Annotated in this window: 24 protein-coding genes; 12 read left to right on the top strand and 12 right to left on the bottom strand. The window is 50.8% G+C overall.

Translation table 11 applies throughout. The annotated features are described in order from the left end of the window. Positions 1–71: 71 nt before the first annotated feature. The 4 genes from pxpB to GU926_RS00095 are packed head-to-tail and all read left to right on the top strand — an operon-like array spanning position 72 to position 3,774. Positions 72–815, top strand: coding sequence for a 5-oxoprolinase subunit PxpB (gene pxpB, locus GU926_RS00080; protein ID WP_160687826.1), 744 nt, complete (start codon positions 72–74; stop codon positions 813–815). Continuing rightward, positions 805–1,812, top strand: a complete 1,008-nt coding sequence (locus GU926_RS00085; RefSeq protein ID WP_160687828.1) for a 5-oxoprolinase subunit C family protein — start codon at positions 805–807, stop codon at positions 1,810–1,812. The genes pxpB and GU926_RS00085 overlap by 11 nt, the downstream gene beginning before the upstream one ends. Next, positions 1,809–2,579 carry a LamB/YcsF family protein gene (locus GU926_RS00090; RefSeq protein ID WP_317165601.1) on the top strand — a complete coding sequence of 257 codons (771 nt, stop codon included), beginning with the start codon at positions 1,809–1,811 and terminating at the stop codon, positions 2,577–2,579. Before GU926_RS00085 ends, GU926_RS00090 begins: the two co-directional genes overlap by 4 nt. A gap of 4 nt (positions 2,580–2,583) precedes the next feature. Continuing rightward, a complete protein-coding gene (locus GU926_RS00095) occupies positions 2,584–3,774 on the top strand; it encodes an NRAMP family divalent metal transporter (RefSeq protein WP_160687830.1) in 1,191 nt (396 codons plus the stop codon). Between the two features lie 102 nt (positions 3,775–3,876). On the opposite strand, the gene GU926_RS00100 is transcribed toward GU926_RS00095, so the two are convergent. The 9 genes from GU926_RS00100 to GU926_RS00140 all read right to left on the bottom strand — a co-directional run bounded on the left by GU926_RS00100 (position 3,877) and on the right by GU926_RS00140 (position 14,698). Then, complete coding sequence (locus tag GU926_RS00100) at positions 3,877–4,329, bottom strand: cupin domain-containing protein (RefSeq protein WP_160687832.1); 453 nt, start codon at positions 4,327–4,329, stop codon at positions 3,877–3,879. A 121-nt stretch (positions 4,330–4,450) separates the two neighbouring features. Then, a complete protein-coding gene (locus GU926_RS00105) occupies positions 4,451–4,801 on the bottom strand; it encodes a cyclophilin-like fold protein (protein WP_232058383.1) in 351 nt (116 codons plus the stop codon). Between the two features lie 185 nt (positions 4,802–4,986). Further along, complete coding sequence (locus GU926_RS00110; RefSeq protein WP_317165602.1) at positions 4,987–6,111, bottom strand: alpha/beta hydrolase; 1,125 nt, start codon at positions 6,109–6,111, stop codon at positions 4,987–4,989. A gap of 32 nt (positions 6,112–6,143) precedes the next feature. Further along, a complete protein-coding gene (locus GU926_RS00115; RefSeq protein WP_160687839.1) occupies positions 6,144–6,743 on the bottom strand; it encodes a sugar O-acetyltransferase in 600 nt (199 codons plus the stop codon). Between the two features lie 84 nt (positions 6,744–6,827). Next, on the bottom strand, positions 6,828–7,706 hold the full coding sequence (locus GU926_RS00120; RefSeq protein WP_160687841.1) for a helix-turn-helix domain-containing protein: 879 nt from the start codon (positions 7,704–7,706) through the stop codon (positions 6,828–6,830). A 246-nt stretch (positions 7,707–7,952) separates the two neighbouring features. Further along, positions 7,953–8,348 carry a hypothetical protein gene (locus tag GU926_RS00125; protein ID WP_160687843.1) on the bottom strand — a complete coding sequence of 132 codons (396 nt, stop codon included), beginning with the start codon at positions 8,346–8,348 and terminating at the stop codon, positions 7,953–7,955. A 187-nt stretch (positions 8,349–8,535) separates the two neighbouring features. Then, positions 8,536–11,778: a S41 family peptidase gene (locus GU926_RS00130; protein ID WP_160687845.1), complete on the bottom strand. Its 3,243-nt coding sequence runs from the start codon at positions 11,776–11,778 to the stop codon at positions 8,536–8,538. Positions 11,779–11,995: 217 nt separating this feature from the next. Next, positions 11,996–13,228, bottom strand: coding sequence for a serine hydrolase domain-containing protein (locus tag GU926_RS00135; RefSeq protein ID WP_160687847.1), 1,233 nt, complete (start codon positions 13,226–13,228; stop codon positions 11,996–11,998). Positions 13,229–13,348: 120 nt separating this feature from the next. Further along, the gene (locus GU926_RS00140) at positions 13,349–14,698 is read right to left on the bottom strand and encodes a leucine-rich repeat-containing protein kinase family protein (RefSeq protein WP_232058385.1); all 1,350 of its coding nucleotides are present in this window, start codon (positions 14,696–14,698) and stop codon (positions 13,349–13,351) included. Positions 14,699–15,005: 307 nt separating this feature from the next. On the opposite strand from GU926_RS00140, the gene GU926_RS00145 reads away from it, so the two are divergent. The 6 genes from GU926_RS00145 to phoU all read left to right on the top strand — a co-directional run bounded on the left by GU926_RS00145 (position 15,006) and on the right by phoU (position 21,088). Further along, entirely contained in the window at positions 15,006–16,226 is a 1,221-nt protein-coding gene (locus tag GU926_RS00145; protein WP_160687849.1) for a porin, read from the top strand. A 54-nt stretch (positions 16,227–16,280) separates the two neighbouring features. Then, a complete protein-coding gene (locus GU926_RS00150) occupies positions 16,281–17,189 on the top strand; it encodes a phosphate ABC transporter substrate-binding protein (protein ID WP_160687851.1) in 909 nt (302 codons plus the stop codon). A gap of 13 nt (positions 17,190–17,202) precedes the next feature. Beyond that, the gene (gene pstC / locus GU926_RS00155) at positions 17,203–18,423 is read left to right on the top strand and encodes a phosphate ABC transporter permease subunit PstC (RefSeq protein ID WP_160687853.1); all 1,221 of its coding nucleotides are present in this window, start codon (positions 17,203–17,205) and stop codon (positions 18,421–18,423) included. A 160-nt stretch (positions 18,424–18,583) separates the two neighbouring features. Further along, positions 18,584–19,468, top strand: coding sequence for a phosphate ABC transporter permease PstA (gene pstA / locus GU926_RS00160; RefSeq protein WP_160687855.1), 885 nt, complete (start codon positions 18,584–18,586; stop codon positions 19,466–19,468). Positions 19,469–19,540: 72 nt separating this feature from the next. Next, entirely contained in the window at positions 19,541–20,293 is a 753-nt protein-coding gene (gene pstB, locus GU926_RS00165; RefSeq protein WP_160687857.1) for a phosphate ABC transporter ATP-binding protein PstB, read from the top strand. Positions 20,294–20,371: 78 nt separating this feature from the next. Then, complete coding sequence (phoU, locus tag GU926_RS00170) at positions 20,372–21,088, top strand: phosphate signaling complex protein PhoU (RefSeq protein ID WP_160687859.1); 717 nt, start codon at positions 20,372–20,374, stop codon at positions 21,086–21,088. Between the two features lie 429 nt (positions 21,089–21,517). On the opposite strand, the gene GU926_RS00175 is transcribed toward phoU, so the two are convergent. Continuing rightward, positions 21,518–23,155, bottom strand: coding sequence for an amidase (locus GU926_RS00175; protein WP_160687861.1), 1,638 nt, complete (start codon positions 23,153–23,155; stop codon positions 21,518–21,520). Positions 23,156–23,424: 269 nt separating this feature from the next. Here GU926_RS00175 and GU926_RS00180 point away from each other — a divergent pair, with 269 nt between their 5' ends. Both GU926_RS00180 and GU926_RS00185 read left to right on the top strand, forming a co-directional pair. Beyond that, on the top strand, positions 23,425–24,555 hold the full coding sequence (locus GU926_RS00180; RefSeq protein ID WP_160687863.1) for a DmpA family aminopeptidase: 1,131 nt from the start codon (positions 23,425–23,427) through the stop codon (positions 24,553–24,555). Further along, entirely contained in the window at positions 24,545–25,393 is an 849-nt protein-coding gene (locus GU926_RS00185; protein ID WP_160687865.1) for an aminotransferase class IV, read from the top strand. Before GU926_RS00180 ends, GU926_RS00185 begins: the two co-directional genes overlap by 11 nt. Here GU926_RS00185 and GU926_RS00190 read toward each other — a convergent pair. Next, complete coding sequence (locus tag GU926_RS00190) at positions 25,335–25,784, bottom strand: hypothetical protein (RefSeq protein ID WP_160687867.1); 450 nt, start codon at positions 25,782–25,784, stop codon at positions 25,335–25,337. The genes GU926_RS00185 and GU926_RS00190 overlap by 59 nt on opposite strands. Continuing rightward, positions 25,774–26,358 carry an RNA polymerase sigma factor gene (locus tag GU926_RS00195; protein WP_160687869.1) on the bottom strand — a complete coding sequence of 195 codons (585 nt, stop codon included), beginning with the start codon at positions 26,356–26,358 and terminating at the stop codon, positions 25,774–25,776. Before GU926_RS00195 ends, GU926_RS00190 begins: the two co-directional genes overlap by 11 nt. Between the last annotated feature and the right edge of the window lie 281 nt (positions 26,359–26,639).

A 26,639-nucleotide genomic window follows, 5' to 3' on the forward strand; every position in this document is an offset into this window, starting at 1 on the left:
TTTTGATTGTCGTTTTTCGCCTATTTTCCTGAAAATACCCCAAAAACGTCTATCCCTTCTACTCTTAATACATGCCAAAATCAGCACATTTAGATACCTCGCATATTCAGCTCTTCCCGCTGGGAGACAGCGCATTGGTGGTGCAGTTTGGCGAAGTGATTGATGTGAGCATTCATGAGCAGGTGCGCGCGTTTGCCGAGTATGTAGAGGTGCATCCGTTTTATGGGTTTGTGGAGCAAGTGCCGGCGTATACTACTGTCACCGTTTACTACAACCCCTGGCTGTCAAGCCTGAAAGGGAAGGTGAATCCTTATGAAACGGTGGTGGTATGGGTGCAGGAAGCACTGGCAAAAATGACGTCTGCTTCCAAAAAAACTGGCAAAGTTGTCAAGGAGATTCCGGTTTGTTATAGCAGTGAGTTCGGCCCAGATTTAAAGTTCGTCGCGGAGAATTCTGGGTTGTCAGAGGCTGAAGTCATTGCCCTGCATACAGCGCCGGAATACCTGGTGTATATGATGGGCTTTGCACCGGGGTTTCCTTATTTGGGTGGATTAAACCTTAGTCTGGCTACTCCTAGGAAGGCCACACCCAGGCCCACCATTCCCGCGGGTTCTGTGGGCATTGCCGGGGAGCAGACGGGCGTGTACCCCATGCAGACTCCGGGCGGCTGGCAGTTGATCGGGCGGACCCCTTTGGCCTTGTTCAAGGTGCACCGTGAAACTCCCAGTCTGTTACAGATGGGAGACACCGTGAAATTTGTGCCCATCAGGCCAGAAGAGTTTTACCAGTTACAGACAGAGCACCATGGGTCTTAGAATAGAGAAGCCAGGCCTACTCACCACCGTGCAGGACACGGGCCGGTTGGGGCACCAGAAAGAAGGCGTGCTGGTGAGTGGTGCCATGGATGCGATGGCTCTTAGAATGGGCAACTTGCTGGTGGGTAATCATGAGAATAGTGCTTCGCTAGAAATGACCCTGCTGGGGCCAACCATCACTTTCACGCAAAGCCATCTTATCTCCATCACGGGCGCTGACCTATCGCCTAAAATTAACGGGGAAGCCATTCCGCTTTGGCGGCCCGTACTTGTCAAAGCAGGAGCAATACTCACGTTTGGCACCCCCATTCAAGGCACCCGAAGCTACCTAAATATTGCCGGTGGCCTTAAGGTGGAGCCTGTTTTAGGAAGCGCTTCTACTTACCTAAAAGCTGGGTTTGGCGGTTGGCAGGGCAAAGTCTTGCAAGCGGGTATAGAACTGGATTGCAACGAGTTGTCTACCCATATGTTTCCGTTTGTAAAGAGCCTAGAAAACGGTCTGGGAAAGGAAGCATTTTATGCAACTTCTTGGAGGCCTTCGCCAGATTTATTGCCAGCATACGAGCCCAACCCAATCATCAGAGCCGTGCGCGGACCCGAATACGATTGGTTCTCCCTGGAAAGCAAGGACACGTTCTGGCAAACTTCTTTTCAGTTAACGGCAGCTTCAGACCGGATGGGCTACCAATTAGAGGGCGAAAAGTTGGAGCTGCAAAAGGTTCTGGAAATGCTGTCTACGGCCGTCACGTTTGGGACCGTGCAAGTGCCTTCCAGCGGCAACCCCATTGTCCTGATGGCCGATCACCAAACTACTGGTGGTTATCCCAGAATTGCCCAGGTCATCACCGCAGATTATTCCAAGCTTGCCCAAGTAGTGCCCGGGCGGCAGATCCAATTCCAGGAAGTGACCTTAGAGGAAGCACAATTCCTGTACCTGAAACAAGAGCAGAACCTGGAACGCCTAAAGCAAACTTTATCCCTTAAATTCACCACATGAGCCACCTGTATTCTGTAGATATAAACTGTGACCTCGGAGAAAGCTTCGGGGCCTACCAAATGGGCAACGACGAAGCTATTCTGCCCTTTGTCACCTCGGCCAACATTGCCTGTGGATTCCATGCCGGTGACCCTGGGGTGATGAAAAAGACCGTGCGGTTAGCCATAGCAAACAAGGTGGCCATTGGCGCGCATCCGGGCTTTCAAGACTTGGTTGGCTTTGGCCGAAGGGACATGGCGGTTTCAGCGGAGGAAGCCTTTGATCTGGTGGTGTACCAAATAGGCGCGTTGCAGGCATTTGTGCAGGCTGAGGGCGGCGTGCTCCACCACGTAAAACCGCATGGCGCCTTGTACAACATGGCAGCTATCAATGCATCTCTGGCTCAGGCCATTGCCGAGGCCGTCTACAAGGTAAATCCTCACCTGCACCTATATGGCTTGGCTGGCAGTGAACTGGTTAAAGCAGGGGAGAAACTGGGCTTGCACGTAGCCCATGAAGTCTTCGCTGACAGAACCTACCAAGCAGATGGCACCTTGACGTCGCGCAGGTTGCCCAATGCCATGATCATCAACCAACAGGAAGCAGTGCAGCAGGTGATACGCATGATCAAAGAAGGAAAGGTGCGTTCCCAGCAGGGCGAAGAAGTGGCTATACAAGCAGATACCATTTGCATTCACGGCGATGTAGCGCACGCGCTGGAACTTGCCCAGCTCATTAAGGAAAAACTTACCCAGAAAGGGATTCAGTTACAAACCACAGGCGCCTAATTCTATGAAGTCAGAAAGGAATTGGAGTGTCTTGTTGGGTGCCGCCTTCTTGATGGCGACATCTGCCGTCGGCCCGGGGTTCTTAACGCAAACTACCGTATTCACGCAGAAGTTGGGCGCCAGTTTCGGGTTTGTGATTCTGCTGTCTATTCTTCTGGACATTGTAGTGCAGTTGAATGTCTGGCGGGTGATTGCCGTGTCAGAGAAACGCGCGCAGGATATTGCCAACGCAGTATTTCCGGGTTTAGGCATATTCATTTCTCTGCTCATTGTGCTGGGAGGTTTTGCGTTTAACATTGGTAACGTGGGCGGCGCTGGCTTAGGATTTCAAGTGTTGCTGGGCCTTTCGCCAGAGGTGGGAGCCATCATTGCCGCCGCCATAGCCATTGTGATTTTTCTGGTCCGTGAAGCCGGCAAAGTCATGGACCGTTTCGCTCAGGTCATGGGCGTGCTCATGATCCTGCTCATCATTTACGTGGCCGTTGTTTCTGATCCACCACTGGCAGAAGCCGCCACAAAAACCATCACACCCGATCAGATTGACGTGATGGCCATCATTACCTTAGTGGGTGGTACCGTGGGGGGCTACATCACCTTTGCCGGCGGCCATCGCTTGTTAGATGCCGGCGTGCGGGGAGAAGCGGCTTTGCCCAGCGTAAACCGAAGCGCCGTTTCCGGCATCACCATCGCCTCTGTCATCAGAGTGTTTTTGTTTCTGGCAACGCTGGGAGTCATCACCAAAGGCTTTGTGTTGGACGATGCCAATCCGCCGGCCTCGGTGTTTCAATCGGCGGCGGGCAGCGTGGGGTACAAGCTCTTCGGGTTAGTGATGCTGGCTGCGGCGGTGACGTCTATAGTAGGTTCAGCGTACACGTCGGTGACGTTCATCAGGACGTTCCACAAGCGTATTGACCAGAATGAGAACTGGTTTATCATTGGGTTCATCGCCATCTCCACCCTTCTCTTCGTGCTAATTGGCAAACCGGTATCCTTACTGGTGCTGGCAGGAGCCCTCAATGGATTGATTCTGCCCATTACCTTAGGCACCATTCTCCTGGCTGCCTACAAAACCAAGATCATTGGCACCTACCATCACCCGCTTTGGCTAACTGTATTTGGCGTAATAGCCGTGCTCATGATGGCGTACATGGGAGGCTATACCTTGATTCAGAAGTTGCCTCAGTTGTTTTCGTAGAGCTTGTTTTTGGCTTGGTTTACACAAAACAGCCTAAAAACGAATAAGTCTGTTTTTAGGCTGTTTGTGATATTATTGAAGCACTGTGGTGTGAATTGTGATTTATTGCTCACTAGCGTAGACATCGTCTGTAACAGGGTGCAACCACTTTACAATTCCTTTCTCTGTGTTAGGGATAATGTACATCTGTTGCATGCCCTTTTCTGGACTTGCCCCGTGCCAGTGCATCATGTTAGGCGGGCAGGTCACTACGTCGCCTTTCTTCAAAGTTTGCCGGGCTTGCCCTTTTATCTGGTGATAGCCTTCCCCGTCTGTGATAATCAAGATTTGACCGGCCGGATGAATATGCCAATTGCTTCGGGCACCAGGCTCAAAATAGACGTTACCAACTAATGTGTTGTAAGTGCTGTCATTGGCTACCAGACTGGAGGCCCAGGCCTTGCCCGTAAAGTTCTCTTTGGATCCTAGTTCGCCTTTCGGGAAGATGGATTGTGTTTCTTCTTGGGCAGTTGGGTTATTATCTTGCTGTTGGCAGTTACTAAACAATAGTACCATTCCCAAAGCGACTACAGATATTATATTCTTGTTAGGCTTCTTATACATTAGTAATTTGAGTGAGGGGAGAAGGTTAATTTTCGGTTACACCGCCTTTAGGTGATGGCTTAGTTAGCCAGCTTTATTTATCCAATTCAAAAGCCACTGTCACATTTCCAGACCCTAATGCGGTGGAAAGCCCGGTAGGGTCATCAATGCGCCCCAGCCGTGTGTATTGGTAAGGAGTGGTAAGCTCTTTGTAGAAAAGCACCAGTGTGTTAGCTCCAAACAGCATCAAATCACCGGGTTGGATGGTGCCGGGACTGGAAGCGTTGGTAGGCAGACTGCTGGGCAAATCAAAGTACTTTTCGTTTTCGTTCAACTCCGTCATGTTAAGGGTCATGGGCAATTGGGCCTTGAAGGCGGTAGCGGTGGCATTATCATACAAAGTGGCCACAAACTTTTTCTGACCAACTGTTATCCTAAGTTTCATGCTAGTAGAATTAGGCGTATCAGGCTCTATGTTCTTTTTCTTATTTACAGTACAGGCTAACAGTTGGAGGCTGAAGAGCATTAGGAATAAAATGGTGCCTGTTCTCATAAGTGACAGTTTTAGAATTCGGGTTTTCTAATGAAGAACAGGAAGGTGCTTGTGAAGCACCTTCCTGCCAGATGGCCTTATTTCAAATTCTGGTTGAAAAAGGAAGTGAGTTTGTCAAAAGGGATGATGTCTGTCTTGTCATACAAATCAACGTGGTCTGCCTTAGGTACAATCACTAGCTCTTTGGGACCGGATGCCATTTTGTACACATCCTCGGAATAATAACGCGAATGTGCATTTTCACCCGCAATCAGCAGGATGGGACGGGGTGAAATCAACTCCAAATTGGCCGCCATGGGAAAACTGAAGAAGGACATGGGGGTGGTAGCGGTCCAGGCGGTGGTTGAGTTGATGGACCTTGGGTGGAAACCGCGCGGTGTCCGGTAATAATCAAAAAAGGAAGCTAATACAGGATCTGGGTTCTGAGGCAGGGATTCAGGAAGTATACGGTTTCCTTTTACAAGATTGCCTTTTTCGTCAAAAGGTACCTCATGTAAGCCTACCGCGTAGTTCTTGTTCTCGGCATCTGCCCAACGCTGTTGGCTTAGGTAATCAATCACCTTCTTGCGTTGCTCCAAAGTATAGCTGTCTTTGTGGCTGCGGCTCATGCTGCGGGACATGTCATACATAGAAGCAGTGGCTACGGCTTTAATCCGGCTGTCGCTAGTGGCGGCGGTGAGAGCCATGCCGCTCAAGCCGCAGATTCCTATCACCCCAATTTTATTTCTGTCAACAGTAGGCAACAAGCCAAGATAGTCCACGGCGGCACTGTAGTCTTCTGTGTAAATATCAGGCGAGGCCACGTTGCGCACGTCTCCACCACTTTCGCCGGTAAAGGATTGGTCAAAGGCCAAGGTCACAAACCCTCTGGACGCCATTTCATTCGCATACAATCCAGAAGATTGCTCCTTCACCGCTCCAAAAGGACCGCTCAAAATCAAAGCGGCAAGTTTCTGGGTTCCTCTGTTCTTAGGCAGGTATAAATCCCCAGCCAGGGTAATGCCATAGCGGTTTTTAAAAGTTACAGCTTGGCGGGTCACTTTATCACTTAACTGAAAGGTATACTGGTCTTTTTGGGCGGATTCTTTCATAGCTTTCGGGGTTGCTGTTTTCGCTTTCTGATTGGTTTGGGCATTGGCTTGGCCTACCATCATAAGGATGGCCAAGGCTAAAAGAGGTATCTTTTTCATCTTGATTCGCATTTAAATTGATTGAATCTGAGGGAATAGACGAGTTACCCATCAATGGTTTTGATGACTTTGGCTGGTACGCCGCCTACTATGGTATTGTCCGGCACGTCTTTGGAAACCACCGCTCCCGCCGCTACAATGGAGTTTTCTCCAATGGTGACACCGGGCAAAATGGTGGCGGCCGCACCTATCCAGGCATTGCGTTTAATGAGGATGGGTTGGCAGAGTAGGGCTCTGCGGTCTGTGGGATTGGTAGGGTGGTTTTCGGTGATGAGGTTCACCTTGGGGCCTAGCATCACATGGTCTTCTATCGTAATGCCACCCATATCCAGAAAGGAACAGGCATGGTTGATGAAGACATGTTTGCCTATTTGTGTAAACCGCCCGAAATTGGTGTAAAAGGGCCCAAACACCGTGGTGCTCTCCGGCAGGTCAGTGCCTAACAGCTCGCTTAACCTCTCCCGGATTTGGTCTACTCCCGTGGAGTTGTTAACCCTAACTATTAGCTCTAAAGTGCGGGTAACTACTTCTTGTATCTTATGATATTGCGGGTCTTCTAGCCTGATGGGCTCCCCGGCTTTCATTCTATCAAATATGTCTCTATCACGTTGCGTAAAGACATCTTCTCTTTCTAAATCTTCCATTGTCTCTGCCTTTATGAGTACAATACAAAGGTACGTAAGCCACAGGCAGGCAGGTAAAGGGAATCAAACCATTACTTATGAAAATCAAACCTCCTGCGTGCGCATGGATTTTGGGTTGGTGCCCGTGAGGCGTTTAAAGTAGTTGTTGAAATAGGAAGGGTACTCAAACCCGAGGGCGTAAGCAATGTCGGCCACGTTCCAGTCAGTGTGCTGGAGGAGGGCTTTGGCCTCGGTGATTATGCGCTCCGCTACAAGGGTAGTGGTAGGCTTGCCGGTAACTTCTTTTACGGTGCGGTTCAGGTAATTTACGTGCACGTTTAATTGAGCGGCATAGTCCTGGGCGGTCTTTAGTTGAAGCGGACGGTCTATGGTTTCAATGGGGAATTGGCGCTCCAGAAGCTCCAGAAAGACCGAGGTGAGCCGTGAGGCGGCGTTCTTGGTTTGGTCTAACTTCTCTGAAGGCTGTAATTTGTTGGCCTCATGCAGAATAAGGTGAATGTAATTTCGGATAACGTCGTCTTTATGAGCATACTCTGACTGTTGTTCTTCTATCATTCTCTGGAAAATGGAGTTCAAGAATTCTCTCTGCGTTTCAGTGATTTTCAATACCGGCGTACCGCCAATCTTAAACAATGGCGACTGTTGCAGACTCTCAGAACGATCAGATTGCTTTAAGAAATCCTCGGAGAAAAGGATGGTATACCCTACATAGCTGGTGGAGATGGTCTCCCAGGAATACGGGATATGCGGGTTCCCGAAAAATAGGACGGTGCCCTCTTGTTCAAAGGTTCGGTCAGCGTAATGAATGGCGCTCTTGCCCGTAGTCAAGCAGATTTTGTAGAAGTCTTTCCTGCTGTAAATGCGGGTGGCATTAGTGTCACTCTCAATTTGAAACACGTTGAACCCTTTCAATTTGAGTTCTGAATTGAAAGTAGAACCATGGCTTTCAGTCTTCTTATTCATGTGGCAAAGTTAAGGAAATCAAATTAAGTTGACTCCTTGACAGAACACAGCTAGTAAAGCATAAGTTTACTTTAACAGATAAGTACAGAATTATAGCCCCCTCTTAAGTTAATGACAAACTAAGTTCAGAAATAGGCTGGTGTATTGGTTTAGGCTACACCTTGATTCAGCAGTTACCTCAGTTGTTTGCTTAAAACCCGTTTTTGGCCTGTTTTCTGGAAAATAGGCCAAAAACGGAGACCGACTTTAGAAAGAAGCCAATTCTCGTATGCCCAAATTGAAGTCAGAACCAGTTAGCGTCGCATCTCTGGAAGTGGCTACGGCACCGTCTACATAAATGGTAAGTTTGATTTTGGCAGAAGTAGGAGTGTTTACCCAGGTGGCTGGCGGGTACACCGTCACCGCGGCAATGGTTGGGTTGCCAACCCCTTCCTCATCTGGGATGCTCACCGTTTTTGACCAAGTGGTGCCATTTACGGTTTCCGTAGATTCACTATTGGAAGTGATTGCGTAGTCCATTCTGTATTGATCGGCTTTGTCTGACGTAAACTCATACCTAACCTGATGCTCTTCTGGGTCATCTTCACACGCCGAAAACAACACAAACGTAACTAATGCTAACAGAGGTAAAATCTTTCTCATAGTGATTGGATAAGTGGCTGTAAGATATTGATGTATACTAGTTTATCCAAGGGCTGGCTGAAGTAGTATGAATAATTTCTAGTAAGACTATAAAACAAAAAGGCCTGAGAAATGTCTCAGGCCTTTTCTTTGGTCTACAGGGAGAAGTATTACGTCTTGTGTCCTGCGTCCTATGTCTCAAAAAAGACTATTTCACTTCTTTCAACAACTCCTGCACAGCGGCTTCTAGTTGTTGGTCTTTGCCTTTGGCGACTAGCTCAAACTCGTTCATCACTTTCACGTCTGGTTCGGTTTGCAGGTTCTCCAGATAGCGGCCTTGCACGTCTTTCACGCCCAACGGCGGAACGCCCCAACGCAGGCTGTTGTCCTGAAGAGACTCCCAACCGGCAAAGGTACAGGTACCTGGTACCGGCATACCCACCAGTTTACCCAGTTTCAAATCCTGGTAACTGAACGCGAAGCAATGGCCGTCTGAGTAGTTGGCTTCGTTGGCCAGGGCAATGCTAGGTTTGTTCCATCTAAAGGAAGGCTCCACGCCAGTCGCGCGGGTGTCTGTGGTGTAGGTGAGGAACAATTTGCCACTCAGGAACATGGCTAAGTCTGCCACCAAGTCACCACCGCCGTTGTTACGGGTGTCCACCACCATGGCTTTGCGGTTGGCGTACTTGCCCATCACTTCTTCATACACGGTGCGGTAGCTTGGGTCGTTCATGCCCGGTATGTGCACGTAGCCCAGTTGGCCGTTGCTCAGGCGATCTACTTCTTCGGCGTTGCGGCGTACCCAGCGCTTGTAGAGCAGGGTATTTTCCTCTCCACCAGAAATTGGCTTAATAGTGATGTCTCGGCGATTTTTGGTGGCAGGATCGTACACCGTAATAAGCGTGTTTTTGCCGGCCTTGCGGTTCAGGTACTGTGCGTAATCCTTGTCTGGCGTGATGGTCTCGCCGTCAATCTTCTCGATGATGGTACCCGCCTTGATGTTCATGCCGGCTTTGCTCAGCGGACCTTCAGAAATAACCTCGTCAATTTTGATACCGTTGCCCGAGTACGTCTGATCCATGAAAATACCCAGAGACGCGGTGGCATCTGCGTTTACCGGCACGTTGGAGAAACTGGCGCCTGAGTGGGACACGTTCAACTCACCCAGCAACTCGCTCAGCATTTCAGAGAACTCATAGTTGTTGCTGATGTGCGGCAGGTACTTCTCATAGTCAGGCTTCAGCTCGGCCCATTTGGCACCATGGAAACCGGCGGTATAGAAGGTCTTCTGCGTACGACGCCATACGTGGTCAAACATGAACTCGCGCTCGGCGGCTACGTTCAGGTTCATTTCGCCGTTAATGGCTACAGTTTCCTGTTTGGCGGTGGCCGGGTCCAGTTTTACGATGCGTCCGTCAGACAACAGGAACATGTTTTTCATGTCCTTGTCCCACTCCAGAGAGGCGCGCTGGGCGTTCAACGGCACCAGCATTTTTGTTTCCTTGGTGCGCAAATTGGTAGACCAAAGGTTGTAGCCTTTCTCAAAGCGTGCCAGGTAATACAGCGTCTCGCCGTCCTTAGAAACCACGGCATCTCCTAGTTGAGAAGAATGCAAAGTCAAGCGGGCTTTGCGGGTTTTCAGGCCTTCCCAGTCAATGGTCATGCCTTTGTCTTCTTCTTTCTTCTTTTTTTTGTCTTTCTCGTTTTCCTTGGCTTTTTCTTTCTCCTTGGCGGCTTTGTCTTCGGCCTCTTTTACCAGGGCGTAGTCTTCTTTGCTCAGCCTGAATTTGTCATACGCATCTTGCGTCATGAACATGGCAAACACGTCACTTTGGGCACCGCCGCTGTTGGCTTGGGCGCGCATGCCTTCCCGGGTGCTGGCCCAGATGAGCATCTTGCCGCCTTGCATCCACTTCGGCGCGAAGTCCTGATACCCGCTCTCCGTGAGGTTGATTTTCTTGCCAGAACCATCGGCGGCAATCAAACCTACTTCGCCGTTGGCGAAACCCGGCTCTGAGAACTCAAACGACAACCATTTGCTGTCTGGGCTCCAGGTAAAGTACTGGTCATTGTCTGACATGGAGAACAGCTCATTGGTGGTGAGCAGGGTGCGCACTTGCTTGCTGGCCAGGTTGTATACCTTGAGCGTCATGCGGTCCTCCACGAAGGCTATCTCTTTGCCATCCGGCGAAAACTCTGGCTGGTAGTTCTCTTTGTCATTGTTGATGATAGGGGTTTCTCTGAGCAGGGTAGAAGCATAGAAATAGGGCTCTTCTGAGCGAACCCTTTGCGTCTGGTAAATCTTCCAGCCTTTGCCGCGCTCTGTGGCATAGATGAGAGACTTGCCATCTGGCGAGAAGCTCACACTGCGCTCTTGCTCTGGGGTGTTGGTGATTCGCTTGGTCACGCCACCTTCTACTGAGGACACGAATACTTCGCCGCGGTAAATATAGGCTACCTCTTTGCCGTTGGGTGACACGGCCATGCCGCTTACGCCGCCGCCCACGTTCACAATGCGCTCGTTGTTGGCTTTGGCATCTGTGGAGATTATCACGCGTACTTTCTGAGGCTCGCCGTTGGGCTGTTTGGTGTAGAGTTCACCGTCAAAGCTGAAGCACAACACCCCGTTGTTAGAGGCGCTCAAAAAGCGTACCGGGTGCTTTGTGAATTTAGTGACCTGCGTAGAAGCGGCGTTGGCTGAACCAGCTGCCATTTTGTGCACGTTGAACGTACCGCTGGCCTCGCTCAGGTAATAGATGCTTTTCTCATTGTCAGCAAAAACCGGGTTGCGGTCCTCACCCACATAGTTCGTCAGTTTGGTGTGCTTGTTGGCTTTGGCATCATACATCCAAAGATCCCGGGCAATGGCAGATACCTGGTGCTTGCGCCACTGGTTTTCGCCGCCTTTTTTGTCATGGTAGAGTAGCACGTTTCCGTCTTTGCTCACTTTCACGTCCTCGGCGGGTGTAGTTAAGACCTGTGTCACACGGCCGCCCATTACGCCAATCTTGTAGAGTTCTGGCAAGGCGAAGGTAGAGAACATGCGGTTGCTGGCTGCGTCCATGCGCGTAGACCCAAAATAGACCGTCTTGTCATCTGGAGAAAAATCATACGGATACTCATTGGACGAGTGGAAGGTCAAACGCTGGGCCTCGCCGCCATTGATGGCCATCTTGAACACGTCAAAATTCCCGAAGCGGTCTGACGCGAACACGATGGACATACCGTCATGGCTCCAAACGGGCATGAAGTCATGCGCCTCGTGCTGGGTCAAGGGCATAGCCGTGCCACCGCTGGCTGCCACTTTGTACAGGTCGCCTTTGTAGGTGAAGACAATGGTCTGGCCGTCTGGCGAAATGGACGGATAGCGCAACCAAGACGGGCTACCTTGCGCCATGGCCGCTACGCTGGATCCCGCCAGCAACGCCGAGCACAATAATTTTTTGAGCATATTTTGTGTGATTAATTGGTACAGGAATAAGGCAGTAAGTTACAGACTTAGTAGCAAGATTAGTAGCATTTAGCAAGGCAATCTTTCAAAGCCCGGGAGGTATTTGAGTCTGTGGCTCGTTTTTGGGCTATTTTCCAGAAAACAGGCCAAAAACGACCTGAATCAAGGTGTTTCTAGTTGCCGTTATACTTGAGAAAATGTGTTTTTGGAAAGGTGGTTATTCCTTCACTGCATCCAAGGCTTTCCAGATGGCGGTCAAGTGTTCGGCTAGCTTTTGATTTACTTTTCCGGTGGAGGGATTATCCAGTTCGGTGTTGGCCATGAAGATTTTCCCGATGCCCGTGGCCGGGTCAAAATACAGCAAGGTAGTCACGCCCAGGTCGCCGCCGGTATGCCCAATCTGCCCGTTCTTTCTATGCGCCCAGAAGATGCCGCTGTTGGGTTCAGATGCCTTGATGTCTTGCGGTGCATTCTCTTCAGAAAATTGCTTTTGAAACAGCTGGGCGTATGCGGTACCTGGGAGAAGGGTGCCGGTGCCTTGAAAGCCCTTTATCATTTCCTGCAGAAACCTGGACAGGTCCTGTAGGTTGGTGTGCAGGCTTCCGTCTGGGTAGGTGATTTCACTGTACAGAGGGTAGGCCTTTTTCTTGTAGCTGTAGTTCTTACTGCTCGCCTGGGCTAGGTCAGGCGTTAGGAACCATGCGGTTTGCTGCATACCCAAAGGCTTAAAAATATGCTTTTTACAAAACGCAGAAAACGGCATTCCTGCTTTCACTTCAATTAAATACGCTGCCAAGGCAGACCCAATGTTAGAGTAGGCATACGTAGTGCCAGGCCCCGCACTTGTGAAGTTTTTTACGCTGTAATGCTGGCCGTTTGCGGTGACGTATTCTTTCAGAAACGAAGCCAGTGTAGTGTCCGTCCGGTTTGTGAGGACGGCTTCTTTTTTCATCCAGTTGTACAGTGGTGCCGAGGAATCTGAGAAGGTATTGAAAGTGAAAATTTTGCCATACACTTCCTCTCTGTCCAGAATTCCTGACGTGTGCGTGGCCAGGTGTTTTACCAGGATGGGAGCGTGCGTTTCTGGATTGGTGACGGCCCAGGGCAGAATGTCATTGATGGGGGTGTCCAGAGTGAAGTAGCCTAATTCTACCGCTTTCATCAACGCCACGCCTATCACCGTTTTGCTCACCGAGGCGATGTTCTGGACCGTGCCCGTAGTGTACGGCTGCTTGTTTTTTAAATCGGCGTGGCCGAAGGCGTTTTGATATAAGACACCGTCCTTGTTGACTACCGCCACGGAAAACCCTACATACCCAGAGGACTTTTGCAGTTTCTCCAAAGACTTGGTCAGGGCCTGGTTGTGAGAATCTTGTCCGTACGAAGACAAGCCCATCAAGGATATGAAAACGAAGGCAGACAAGCGAAGGAATAGGAGGGGAGCTTTCAAGCGATAAAGAAATTAGAATCCGGGCAAAATAAGTGAACAGAAGCAGCCTCAAGGTGAATTGGTACACCTCCGTTTTTGGCGTATTTTCTGAGAAATAGCCCAAAAACGATCTGTATTTGTTTATCCTTTCAAGTGAGCCAAACGGTCTTCTATTTCTGCAAATGAAGGACGCTGGGTAACCTGGGGTTGCAAACAATCTTCTTGTAGCGTGGCTAATTCTTGTACCGTCTTTTGTCGCGCAGATGCCTCAAAAGTTACAAACGGCAGCACATCTTCCAGCAAACACCCAAAGGCCCGTACCTCAATCTTCTCCAGGTTTGTAGCCAGTTCTCTATTTGCCCCATCATACAAAGTAGCCGCGCCAAAATCCCCGAACAGCGGATTCCCCTGTTCATTCACCAAGGTGTTGTGCGCATACAAATCGCCGTGCAAAATGCCGTGAGCGTGTACATGACGGGCCACTGAGGCAATGCCTTTGGCCATGTTCAAGACCTGGTCCAGCGTAAAAGTAGTGCCCTCATTAAACATGTCTCTGGTGATGGTGGCAAAACTGGGCGAACCTGCCAGATTGAAATATCCTTCTGGAATTAAACCTAGCACAAGACCTTGCTTTTGGTCAGGATGATGGGTGAGCACAGCCAAGGTTTCTACCAGGTTTGGATGGGCGCCCGCGGCTAGGCTGGCCTGCATTTCGTCTTCGGGGAGGCCGTCGCTGGTGACAGAGCCTTTAAAGATTTTCACGGCCACTTCTTCGGGTAAGTAAGAGGGTGCTTCTGGTTTCACCCTCGCCTTGTAAATAATGCCCGAGGCGCCTTCGCCCAACTGTTGCTCTATTCCTAGTTCTTTCCAGTTTGTCTCCGGAACCTTGTGCCCAGCTGCGGCAGAGGCGCTGCATGGATTGCTGGCAAAGGCCAGCCAGGCCAGACGCGGTAAAGAGAAAAGCCATGCTGGTAGTTCTGTTAATCTGTTAGCCGAGATGCGGAGCAGTTCCAGGTTCTGGCAGTTGGCTAACTCAGGAGGCAAGGACTCCAGTTGGTTGCCGGCCAGCATGAGTTTCTGCATGTGGGTACAGTTACCAATGGAGGCGGGGAGTTGCGTGATTTGATTGTCTGTGAGGATGAGCCAGCGGCAGGAGGCGGGAATGACGTTTTCTGGGACGGTTTCCAGTTCACAGGCCTTGAACCCAATCATCTCCAAACGGACACATTGGCCCAGCACCGCCGGGAATTCTGTAAATGGGTTGTTGGACAGAAACACAATCCTGAGCCGGGACAGCTGGGCAAACTCATGGGGCAGGGAACGCAGCTGGTTGCCTGCCAAGTCCAGCACTTCCAGGGTGTCGGCCAGGTCCAGGATTTCCATGGGAAAGTGCTTAAGGCCGCAGGAAAGCTTTAGCTGCGAAGTGCCGCGCAGGGCTCCGGATTGTAACTGCTCAAGGGTTTGCATGGCGCAAAGGTACGCCAAAGACATGGTTTGCCTACTGCTTCCCGTGGCGCTGCAAGGAGCTGTTTTTAGCCTTTTTTCTGGAAAACAGCCTAAAAACGACGGGGTGTTACAAAGGCTGTATTCTTAACATTGGCATAACATAAACATAACACTGCCATCACAAAATAGGGAAATGATCCAAATACCTTTGTAGCGTTGAAAAAGTAAACGGCCGGCAGTTGGAAACGCCAACCCAGGCTGGTCTTCTTTGGATGATTTTTTTCAGCTCCTTCTTTGCACCTGACTAATGCAAAAGGGGAACTTACTCGCTTTGACCTTTAACCCATTTGTTATGTTCTCACCCATAACGAGTACCCACCGTCGTATTACCCTTGTCGGTAAGTCTTTAATTTTGCTCATCTGCTTGCTGTTAACTGCAGAAGCTGGAAAGGCGCAATCTGTCAATGCCACCAAGGGTGGTAAGGGCCTGCAATTTGTTTCCGCTGACTCTGTCTTTTCTACTAAAATCAATCTTAGAATCCAAACCCTTTATGTGGGGGAGTATGACCTGGACAATGACGAATACTCAGACCAGGTTCAGATTAGAAGAGCGCGTTTAAAACTGGAGGGTTTTGCCTTCAGGCCTGCTTTTGAATACAAGTTAGAATTGGGTTTGAGCAACTCAGACATTGGTGGCGGTAATCAGGCAGCGAACAATAATACCTCCAATGTGGTATTAGATGCATTTGTGAAATGGAATATCAATGACAACCTAGGTTTGATATTTGGGCAGACCAAACTGCCCGGTAACAGAGAACGCATTATTTCCTCTCAAAAAATGCAGTTTGTGGACCGCAGTCTGTTGAACTCCCGCTATAACATTGACCGTGACGTAGGAATACAGCTACATCATGAGTTTGCTTTGGGAACAGTGGTAGTGAAAGAGGTAGCGGCCATTTCTATGGGCGAAGGCAGAAACATTACTGTTGACAATGTGGGAGGCTATGACTTTACCGGACGTGTAGAAGTCTTGCCTTTTGGCGAGTTCAAGGGCGGCGGAGACTATGTAGGTTCTGACCTGGAGCGAGAAGAAACTCCTAAGCTGGCCATTGCCCTAGCATATGACTTAAATAAAGGTGCCTCCAGGGAGCGCGGCCAGTTGGGTCGTTTCTTTACGCAGCACCAGGACCTGAAGACTATTTTTGCAGATGCCATGTTTAAATACCGCGGTTTCTCTGCCATGGCAGAGTTCGCCGACAAAACATCTTCTGGTTCACCGGTGGTAGAAACTGACCTGGAAACGGGTGATGTGAAGAACTCTTTCTTTACAGGATCAGGTTTTAACATTCAGGCTGGTTACCTGTTCAAAAACAATTATGAAGTGGCAGGCCGGTTCACCAACGTAGACCCAGAAGCCGCCACCCAACGCGAAGAAAATAAGCAGTACACCTTAGGTCTCTCTAAGTACATCCTGGGTCATACCGTAAAAGCGCAAACAGACGTAAGTCTTTTGAGAGAACAACAGAAATGGAGCAACCTAATGTATCGTTTCCAATTTGAGGTTGGCTTCTAAGCAATTGAGAAAGCATTCTTAACATATCAGGTAAGTACCTAATATTAAAAAACCATGAAAACCACATTTCAATCTTTCGGTACGCAGGCAGCTAGCCTGTTTTTAGCGGCCACCTTATTAGTTTCCTGCGGAAAAGGCGGTGACCAAAAAGCAGAAAACGTAGAGGCAGATAAAACCTCTGGCAACGCTACCACTACCACTGCCATCACCATCAAAGGTTCAGACACGGTTTTGCCTTTGGCGCAGCAAGAGGCTGAACGCTACATGGCCCAGCACAAAGACGCGTCCATCACCATTGTGGGCGGCGGTACAGGCGTGGGTGTCTCGGCGCTCATGGAAGGCACCACAGACATTGCCATGGCCTCCAGAGAACTCAAGACCAAAGAGAAGCTGGAACTGAAGGGCGCCAAGAAAGACATCCAAGAAGCCCTTATTGCCTATGACGCCCTCTCTGTGATTGTGAACCCAAAAAACAAAGTGAGCCAATTGACGCGTGAGCAGTTGGAAGGCATCTTCACGGGCAAAATCACCAACTGGAAAGAAGTAGGCGGCGCTGATGCCAAGGTGGTGGCCTATTCCAGAGAGACCAGCTCCGGTACTTATGAGTTCTTCAAAGAGCACGTGCTGGACAAGAAAAACTACGCCAACAACATCTTGATGATGCCCGCCACCGGATCCATTGTGCAAAGCGTGGGCCAGACCGAAGGCGCCATTGGTTACATTGGCCTGGCCTATGAGTCCCCCGAGGTAAAATCATTGGCGGTGTCGTATGACCAGGGCAAGACCTACGTGAAGCCTAGCGTGGCTGCCGCGCAGGACAAGTCCTACCCGGTGTCTCGCCCGCTGTTCTTCTTTTATGACGCCTCTTCAGAAAGCAAGGTGAAGCCGTTTATAGACTACATCCTCTCTCCTGAAGGGCAGAAGACCGTCCTTGAAATTGGCTATGTGCCCTTGAATAAATAATCCTGAGACTCCCGTGAAAACCACTCCTCCTGTAAAGCGCAACGTCAGCCGCCTGGGCGAAAAAGCCATTGAGGCCGTCCTGACCCTGAGCGGCACCGTGACCAGCCTCACCGTGCTCCTGATTGTGTTCTTCCTGTTCAAGGAAGGACTGGGGCTGTTTTCACAGACGCCGGTGAGCGAAGGAAGCGTGATTGCCGTGAGCGCCCAGAATCCGGTCAAAGAACTATCCTCCGCCCAGATTAAGGAAATCTTTGACCAGGAAATCACCAACTGGCAGGAGGTGGGCGGACCCAACGCGTCAATCCAACTCTTCAGCGTAGACGACATCACAGACTATTATTCTGAGGAGGAAATAGGCAAAGACTTTGAATACCTGCCTCAGCGCCTGAGTGACTTGATGGTACGGGAACCCAACTTGCTGGTCTATTTCCCGGAGGAGTACCTGGCCAAAGACTTCAAGGGGCACCAGATCAAACTCAAGAACATTACCCTCACAGACTTTCTGCTGGGCCGGCAGTGGTACCCCACCATTACGCCAGCGGTGCAGATGGGCGTGCTACCCCTTATTCTGGGTACGTTGTGGGTGAGTCTGGGCGCAATTCTCATTGCCCTGCCGCTGGGTTTGGCCACCGCTATTTACATGGCTGAAATTGCCAGCCCGCGCATGCGCAATTTGCTAAAGCCCATCATTGAATTATTGGCAGGAATTCCATCCGTAGTGTTCGGGTTCTTTGGGTTGGTGGTGATTGTACCTATGATCCAGAACGTGTTCGGCTTGCCGGTAGGGGAGACCGCCTTGGCGGGGAGCATCATCCTGGGCATCATGGCCCTGCCTACCATCATCTCCGTGTCTGAAGATGCCATGCGCACCACGCCCCGGGCCATGAAAGAGGCAAGTCTGGCCTTAGGCGCCAACAAGTGGCAGACCATTTACAAAGTCATCATCCCGTATTCGCTGTCAGGTATTTCTACGGCGGCCATCTTGGGCATTGGCCGCGCCATTGGCGAGACTATGGCGGTGCTCATGGTCACAGGAAACGCCTCAGTGATACCAAGTACTTTCTTGGAACCAGTGCGCACCATTCCGGCCACCATTGCCGCAGAACTCGGCGAGGCCCCGCAGGGCGGCATCCATTACCAGGCACTTTTTGCATTAGGTTGTATTCTCTTCCTGATGACCCTGGTGATTAACCTCACCGTAGACTACGTGTCTGCCAAGAGAGAAGCGAAATAACGAATCATGTATCAGGTAGCAAGTATCACGTACCTGATACATGATAGAAAGAATAAAGTAGGAGCTGAGATAAACTTACTAGTTAATAAGAAACTATTAATAAGACACGTGCCACAGTAGTCTTGCTACGTGATACTTGCTACCTGATACCAATAAAAAGATGGGATTTCAAGAAGGAACAAAGAAGGGAGACAGCAAGCGGCTTAAGCAGGCGGTAGCCTTTGGCGTATTCAAGGTGCTGAGCTTTCTGGTGGTGGCTATTCTGGTCATCATCCTGGGCTTCATCATCTTCAACGGCATTACGGCCATCAGTTGGGAGTTCCTCACAGAGATGCCGCGCGAAGGCATGACTGCCGGCGGTATCTTTCCGGCCATAGTGGGTACGCTGTGTCTGGTGGTGGGTAGCATGTTGTTCGCGTTTCCGGTGGGCATTCTGTCGGGTATCTACATCAATGAGTACGCCAAGGACGGCTGGCTCAAGCGTTTCATCAAACTCATGACCAACAACCTGGCGGGCGTCCCTTCCATTGTGTTCGGTTTGTTTGGGATGGCCTTGTTTGTGAACAAGCTGGGCTTTGGAGACTCCCTGCTGGCCGGCTCCCTGACCCTGGGCTTACTGGCGCTACCCGTGGTGATAAGAACCACAGAAGAAGCCCTCAAATCCATTGACGATTCCTTTAGGGTAGGCAGTCTGGCGCTGGGGGCCTCTAAGTGGCAGACCACTAGCAAAGTGGTGCTTCCCATTGCGTTTCCCAACATCATTACAGGCTTGATATTGTCCGTGGGTAGGGTGTCTGGCGAGACGGCGCCTATTCTCTTTACCGTGGCGGCGTATTTTCTGCCCAAGCTGCCCACCAGCATCTTTGACCAGGTTATGGCCCTGCCTTACCACTTGTACGTGATCTCTACCAGCGGCACCGACATTGAAGCCTCGCGCTCTATGGCCTATGGCACGGCCTTCGTCCTGATTGTGATTGTGCTCTTGGTGAACTTGCTGGCCAACTGGCTGCGCAAATACTACGGCAAGAAAGTGAAAATGAACTAAGCCCCGTTTTTAGCCTATTTTCCAGAAATCAGCCCGAAAACGAAAAAATGAACTGCCTCTTTCTCAAAAGATATGAATAGCATAGAAACCAAAGACGTTCACCTGTACTACGGCGATTTTCATGCCCTCAAAGGCATTTCCACGGCCCTCAAGAAAAACCAGGTAACGGCTTTCATAGGACCCTCCGGCTGCGGAAAGTCAACGTACCTGCGCTGCTTTAACCGCATGAACGACCTCATTGACAACGTCAAAATCACCGGCGAAATCCTGATTGACGAGGTGGACATCTACCAGAAGAACATACGGGTAGACGACTTGCGCAAGCACGTGGGGATGGTGTTCCAGAAACCAAATCCGTTCCCCAAATCCATCTTTGAGAACGTAGCCTACGGTCTTAGAGTAGATGGTATTAGTGACAAAGCGTTTATTGAAGAGCGGGTGGAGCGTTCCCTCAAACAGGCCGCCCTCTGGGAGGAGGTCAAAGACAAACTCAAGAAATCCGCTTTTGAGCTGTCGGGGGGGCAGCAGCAGCGTCTGTGCATTGCGCGCACGCTGGCCATTGAGCCATCTGTGGTGCTCATGGATGAGCCTGCCTCGGCGCTGGACCCCATTTCCACGGCCAAAATTGAGGAGCTGATTTATGAGCTCAAGAAGGATTACACCATTGTGATTGTGACACACAACATGCAACAGGCCGGCCGCGTGAGTGACCATACGGCTTTTTTTTACCTAGGCGAGCTGATTGAGTATGGCAAGACCAAAACCATTTTTACCAGCCCCAAAGACCAGCGCACGCAGAACTACATCACCGGCCGTTTTGGTTGATTCTGCTTGTATTGCCGCCCCTGAATTTTGTGCGTATCTTTTGCCATGATACCAGCCCATATTCTCAACCCAGGATCCATGAACCAGTTAGACAAAGAGTTACAGCTTATAAAGGCCAAAGTGAATGCCATGTGGGAGTTGGTGGAGCTGCAGGTGGCCTCTGCCCGCGAAGCCTTGGAAACCACCAACCCGCAGCTGGCCCGCAAAGTGGTGAAGCGCGATAAGAAGGTCAACGATTTTGACCTGAAGATTGACCGCATGTGCGAAAACTTCTTCGCGCTGTACAACCCCGTGGCCGTAGACTTGCGCTGGATGCTGGCCACCCTCAAAATCAACGCCAACCTGGAGCGCATTGGAGATTCTGCCGAGGGCATTGCCCAGCAGGTGTGCGAGGTGGAGAGTGCCTTTGCGCCAGCTCTGCTAGAGGCCACGCGCTTCACTGAAATGTATGATGCCGCCCAAGCCATGCTGGCAGACGCGTTCCTGGCCTTTGACGAGCAGGACACCTCCCTGGCCCGCCAACTGATTCAACGCGACAAATTGCTCAACAAGATTAACGGCAGAAAGGACAAGGTGTTGGTACAGTACATGCAGCAGCACCCAGACCAGATGAACCACTGCCTCAAGTTGTCCAGCGTCCTGCAAAAGCTGGAACGCATTGGCGACCAGGTCACCAACATTTCAGAAGAGGTGATCTTCTACGTGGACGCTAAGATGATCAAGCACAAAAGCATGAAGAAGAAAACCAAAGACAAGAAGAACAAGCCAGAAGAAGGCGAGTCGCCTTCAATTTAAATCTCAAATTTTCTTTCACTGTCATCCTGAAAGGACCTTGTGGGCGAACTAGACAGGCCTTCGCCAAACGCAGATTCTCCTTGAGGGGAGCGTAGAGGGGTGTCTGCAACTGCTGGTCTTAATATTTCATTACATACTTATGTATAAATGACTTGTGAAAATCCTCTAGTAGTGTACTTTCCTGATAAATAAATCATTACTCTCCTTTGTAAACACCCCTCTACGCTCCCCTCAAGGAGAATCTGCGTTTACTTAAGCGCCTTTTTCGTTCGCTACCTAGATCCTTTCAAGATGAAAAAAGAGGAGAAGTGAGTATCTGATTTTAAGCTTTAAAAGACAAGGCCGATGCTCCAGTTGCATCGGCCTTCTTGATTTAGAAAAATTTCGTTTTTGGCCTGATTTCCAGAAAACAAGCTAAAAACGGATTGATTACGCTGGATTTGTAGAGCGCAGATAGGTTGGCTTCTGCCGGGCTTTGGCGGCTTGTTCAAAGGCATAGGCCAAACCAATCAAAGGCCCTTCTGTGTACGGCTTCCCGAAGAACGAGAATCCAATAGGCAGATGCAAGACCTGACCCATGGGCACCGTGATGTGCGGATAGCCCGAGATAGCCGCCGGCGTGGACAAACCGTAACCCGAGAAAGCATCACCGTTCACTACGTCAATGCACCAGGATGGACCGTACGTAGGGCCCGAGATGGCGTCCAGCTTGTTGTCGTCCATGATTTTGTTGATGATGGCGCGGGATTGTTTCAGGTTCTTGTCGCGGGCGGTGAGGTAGGCTTTGCTGTTGAGGTCGCCTAGTTTTTCAGAGCTCTCAAGCGTTTCCTGCTTGAAGAAGGGCATGGCCTTGGCCTCATTCTGCTTGTTGAATTCAATCACCTCTTTCAAAGATTTTACCTTGGCATTGGCCGTGGCCAGGTACTTGTTCACGCCGTCTTTGAACTCGTATTGAAGGACCTTGAATTCGTCGCCGCCCAGTTCATTGATTTTGCCCACCACTTCCACTTCCACCACGGTAGCGCCTTTGCTTTTCAATGCCTCAATGGCTTTTTGGTACAGGGTATCTATGCCTTCATGGCCTTTCAGGAAAGACTTTTCCACGCCAATGCGCTTACCTTGCAGGCTGTTGGCGTCCAGGAACTTGGTGTAATCAGTAAGAGTTTTGCCAGTGCTTTCCTGGGTGATGGCGTCGTTGGCATCTGTACCGGTCATAGCGCCCAGCAAAATGGCGGCGTCTGCCACGGTTCTGGCAATGGGACCTGCCGTGTCTTGACTAGCCGAGATGGGGATGATGCCTGCACGACTCACCAAACCCACGGTGGGTTTAATGCCCACGGCGCCGTTCACTGAAGCCGGGCATACTACAGAACCATCGGTCTCAGTGCCCACGGCAATGGCGCACAGGTTGGCGGCTACCGCCGTACCAGACCCAGAGCTGGAGCCGCAGGGAGAGCGGTCCAATACGTATGGATTTTTGGTCTGGCCACCCCGGCTACTCCAGCCGCTGGTAGAACGCGTAGACCTAAAATTAGCCCATTCGCTCAGGTTGGTTTTGCCCAGAATGACAGCCCCTGCCTCGCGCAGTTTAGCGGCCACGAAGGCGTCTTTGCTGGCTTTGTTCTCGGCTAAGGCCAAAGCGCCCGCGCTGGTTGACATCTTGTCCTTGGTGTCAATGTTGTCTTTGATGAGGATTGGAATGCCGTGCAGAGGGCCGCGCACCTTGCCGTTTTTGCGTTCCTGGTCCAGGGCTTCGGCAATTTGTAATGCGTCTGGGTTTACCTCAATCACGGAGTTGAGCTTGGGTCCGTTTTTGTCGATAGCCTGAATGCGGTCCAGGTACAGCTGGGTGATTTTTTGGGAAGTGAGCTCGCCTGACTTCATCTTGTCCTGAAGCTGTTGCACGGTGGCCTCGCTCAGTTCAAAATCGTCTTGGATGTCTGCGCTTTGGTTACCGTCTGTGCTGGCGGTATCATCGGTTTTTTTGGTGGCACAGGCGCCTACGCCCAGCATAGAAAAAGTAATGCCCGCCAAAGAGCCGGCCTTTAAGAAGTTTCTGCGTTTCATGTTGGTTAGTTTGGTATTGAAAGATAATCTGCAGCGCCTGATTTTTAAATAGAGGACGCATAATTCTTTTCGGGGCAAGGCGCAAACGACCAAGCGTCTAAAGCGGGGTTTAACTCAGGCTACTGCCGTTTTTGGCCTCTTTTCCAGAAAACAAGCCAAAAACGTGGCGGTTTGAGGCAGGCAGCCGGCCCTAACCTAAATTCCTCTCATACCATAAGCAGAATGTAGCGGCTAGTTTTTACATTTACCAGATGCCCAACCGCCAGCCCATGAAACAGCTACTCACCCTTTTACTAGTAATTTGCCTACTGCCTTGGGCGCAGGCTCAGCAACGCAAGCGCGTGCGGGACTACGGCGTGAAGATTGGCGTTCTGCCTACGGGTTCTTTGAATGCCATCACCGATGTGCCGGGCGTGAAAGTTGGTCACGTGACGCTGGTACAGGGGGCGCAGGTAAGAACCGGCGTGACGGCTATCTTACCCCACGGTGGAAATTTGTTTCAGGAGAAAGTGCCGGCGGCAGTGTTTGTAGGCAATGGCTTCGGGAAGCTGGCGGGCGTGACGCAGATACAGGAACTGGGCAATCTGGAATCACCTATTATCTTGACGAATACCCTAGCGGTGGGCACGGCGCTCAATGCGGTGGTGGACTATACCTTGCAGCAGCCGGGCAATGAAACGGTGCAGTCGGTGAACGCGGTGATAGGGGAGACGAACGACGGATATTTGAATGACATACGTGGCCGGCACCTAACCCAGGCGCATGTGCTGGCCGCCATCAAACAAGCCAAAGAAGGACCAGTAGCAGAAGGCAACGTGGGCGCGGGGACGGGTACGGTGTGCTTCGGGTTTAAGGGTGGCATTGGCACTTCTAGCCGGCAACTGCCGCAGAGTTTGGGAGGCTATAACGTAGGCGTTTTGGTGCAGAGCAATTTTGGCGGCGTCTTGCAGATTGACGGAGTTCCGGTGGGCGAGGAGCTGAAGCAATTTTCTTTCAGTAAGCAGATTCTGGAAAAGGCCGACGGCTCCTGCATGATGGTGGTGGCTACCAATGCGCCGGTAGACGCCCGCAACCTGGAGCGCATGGCGCAACGGGCCATGCTGGGCCTGGCCAAAACCGGCGGCATCGCGTCTAACGGAAGCGGGGATTACGTCATCGCATTTTCTACCAACGCCGGGGTGCGCGTGCCGTTTACTCCCAAAGAACCCACCCAAACCGTGACGTATCTGCACAATGACGCCATGAGTGCTTTGTTTCTGGCCACCATTGAAGCCACTGAGGAAGCCATCATCAACTCGCTCTTCAAAGCCGAAACCATGCAAGGCAAAGACCAGAACACCATTCAGGCCCTGCCCTTAGACAAAACCTTAGACTTACTCAAGAAACACCATGCCCGCTAACCCAACTTTGTACGCCTACCTGCGCGGCGAAATTCTGCCCTACGACCAGGCTTTTCTGCACGTGAGCGACTTGTCCATCCAGAGAGGCTACGGCATCTTTGACTTCCTGAAGGTGGAGAACGGACAGCCCCTGTTCATGGAGCATTACCTGGACCGGTTTTACCACTCGGCGCAACTGATGGAGCTGGCAATCCCGCTGGAGCGGTCTGCCTTGCAGGAGGCGGTGTTTCATTTGATAGACAAGAACAACCTGCCACTGTCTGGCATCAAGATGATTTTAACGGGCGGCTATTCTCTGGATGGCTACCAGCCAGTAGAACCTAATCTCATGATTGTCCAGCAACCAGTCACCATGCCTACCCAGGAGCAGTTGCAGAAGGGCTTTGAAATTATCACCCATGAGTACGTGCGCGATATTCCGGCGGCCAAGACCATCAATTACTCGGTGGGTATAAAACTGTTGAGCCAAATAAAAGCGGCCGGCGCCGATGATGTGCTCTACCACCAAGGCTGCGTGGTGTCAGAATTCCCGAGGGCGAATTTCTTCATTGTTAAACAGGACGATACGGTGGTGACAGCGGCCCAGGATGTCTTAAAAGGCATCACCAGAAAGAACGTGCTGGAGATTGCCGGCCGTACCTTTAAAGCCGAGGAAGGCACCATCACATTGCAGGATATTGACCAGGCCAAAGAGGCGTTCCTCACCAGCACCACCAAGCGCGTGATGCCCGTGGTGAAGATGGACGGCTACGCCATTGGCGACGGCACGCCCGGCCCCGTCACCCTTGCCTTGCTGGAGGAATTGTTGAAGCTGGAGAAACATTCTGCTCAACGCTAGTCTGAGGCTTTGGCTGAGGATTCTGCTTGCCCGGGGCAGTAGGCGCGAAATAAAAGTGATACACCATCAAGGCCAGGCAAAACAGCAGAATGAGCAGAATGGCCGCCGTCTGCCACGCCGACCACACGAAGAACTTAGGTTTGCGCTTTTTCTTGTCCAGGTACTGCTTTACCCGGCCGCGCGTCTCTTTGACGGCGTGGTACACCTTGGCGGCCTGGGCCAGCTCCATGCCTTCCACCAGGTCTGAGCACAGCTCACAAGACACCAGGTGGCGCTCCACCAGGTGGTTCTGCTCCGGCGATAAACGCTCTGACTGGTACCCGCGTAGCACCTCCAGTGACGGATGGCCCTCGGGTCCCCAATCCTGTTCAAAGTGGTGGTTACTGTTCATAGTTTCTCTCCAGGTAAATGCGCAGGTTTCGCTTCCCGTTTTGAATGTGGCTCTTTACTTTGGCCACCTCGTACCCGGTCAGGTCCGCAATTTCTTTGTAGCTTTTTTTCTGCAGGTAAAACAACTCCACGCACAGGCGTTGTTCTTCGTTCAAGGTTTGTAATCCTTCTGCCAATAATTGAACCTCTAGTTCAGGCTCTGGTTGGTCTTCATAGGCGTGGGCGCTGGACTTTTCCAGACTGGCGCTGGTCTGGTCATCAAAGGAACTGAATTTTTTCTTTTTATCAGCGCGCAGGAGCATCAGGCAGTGGTTCTTGGCCAGGGTGTGCAACCAGCTTTTAAAAGTAGTTACCTCATGCTTTTGCAGGGCCGTGAACAGTGTCTCAAAAATCTGCATGGTGGCGTCCTTGCTTTCCTCTTCGTCCTTCAGGTACTTGAGGCACACCAGGTACACCATCTCTGTGTGCCGCTCAAACAATTCCCCCACGCAAGCCGCGTCCCCTGACTTCTTGAACTGGTGTACCAGCTCCAGGTCAGTAGGGTCTTTTTGGCGTGCGAAGAGTTTTAGAAACATAAGGCCGTTGGGTCAATGCGTCGAAAAAGGTACTGGATTTGGCGCGGACTATTGCTGGTGCTGCTCAAATAATTCTTGCCGTTTAGTAGTAGATGCAGAAACCGCTATGTTTCCATAAGCCGATGCAAAAAATAAACCAGGCAACTGGCGCTACCTGGTCTAGGATGTTTTATGCTGGTTTTAAATTCGAGGCGGGAAAGCCGTTTTTCGCCTATTTTCTGGGAAACAGGCAAAAAACGGCTTTCTTCTAAAGGAGGGATGGCTCTATTTTGCGAATGCCT

The organism is Nibribacter ruber (assembly GCF_009913235.1).
Taxonomy (GTDB): domain Bacteria; phylum Bacteroidota; class Bacteroidia; order Cytophagales; family Hymenobacteraceae; genus Nibribacter; species Nibribacter ruber.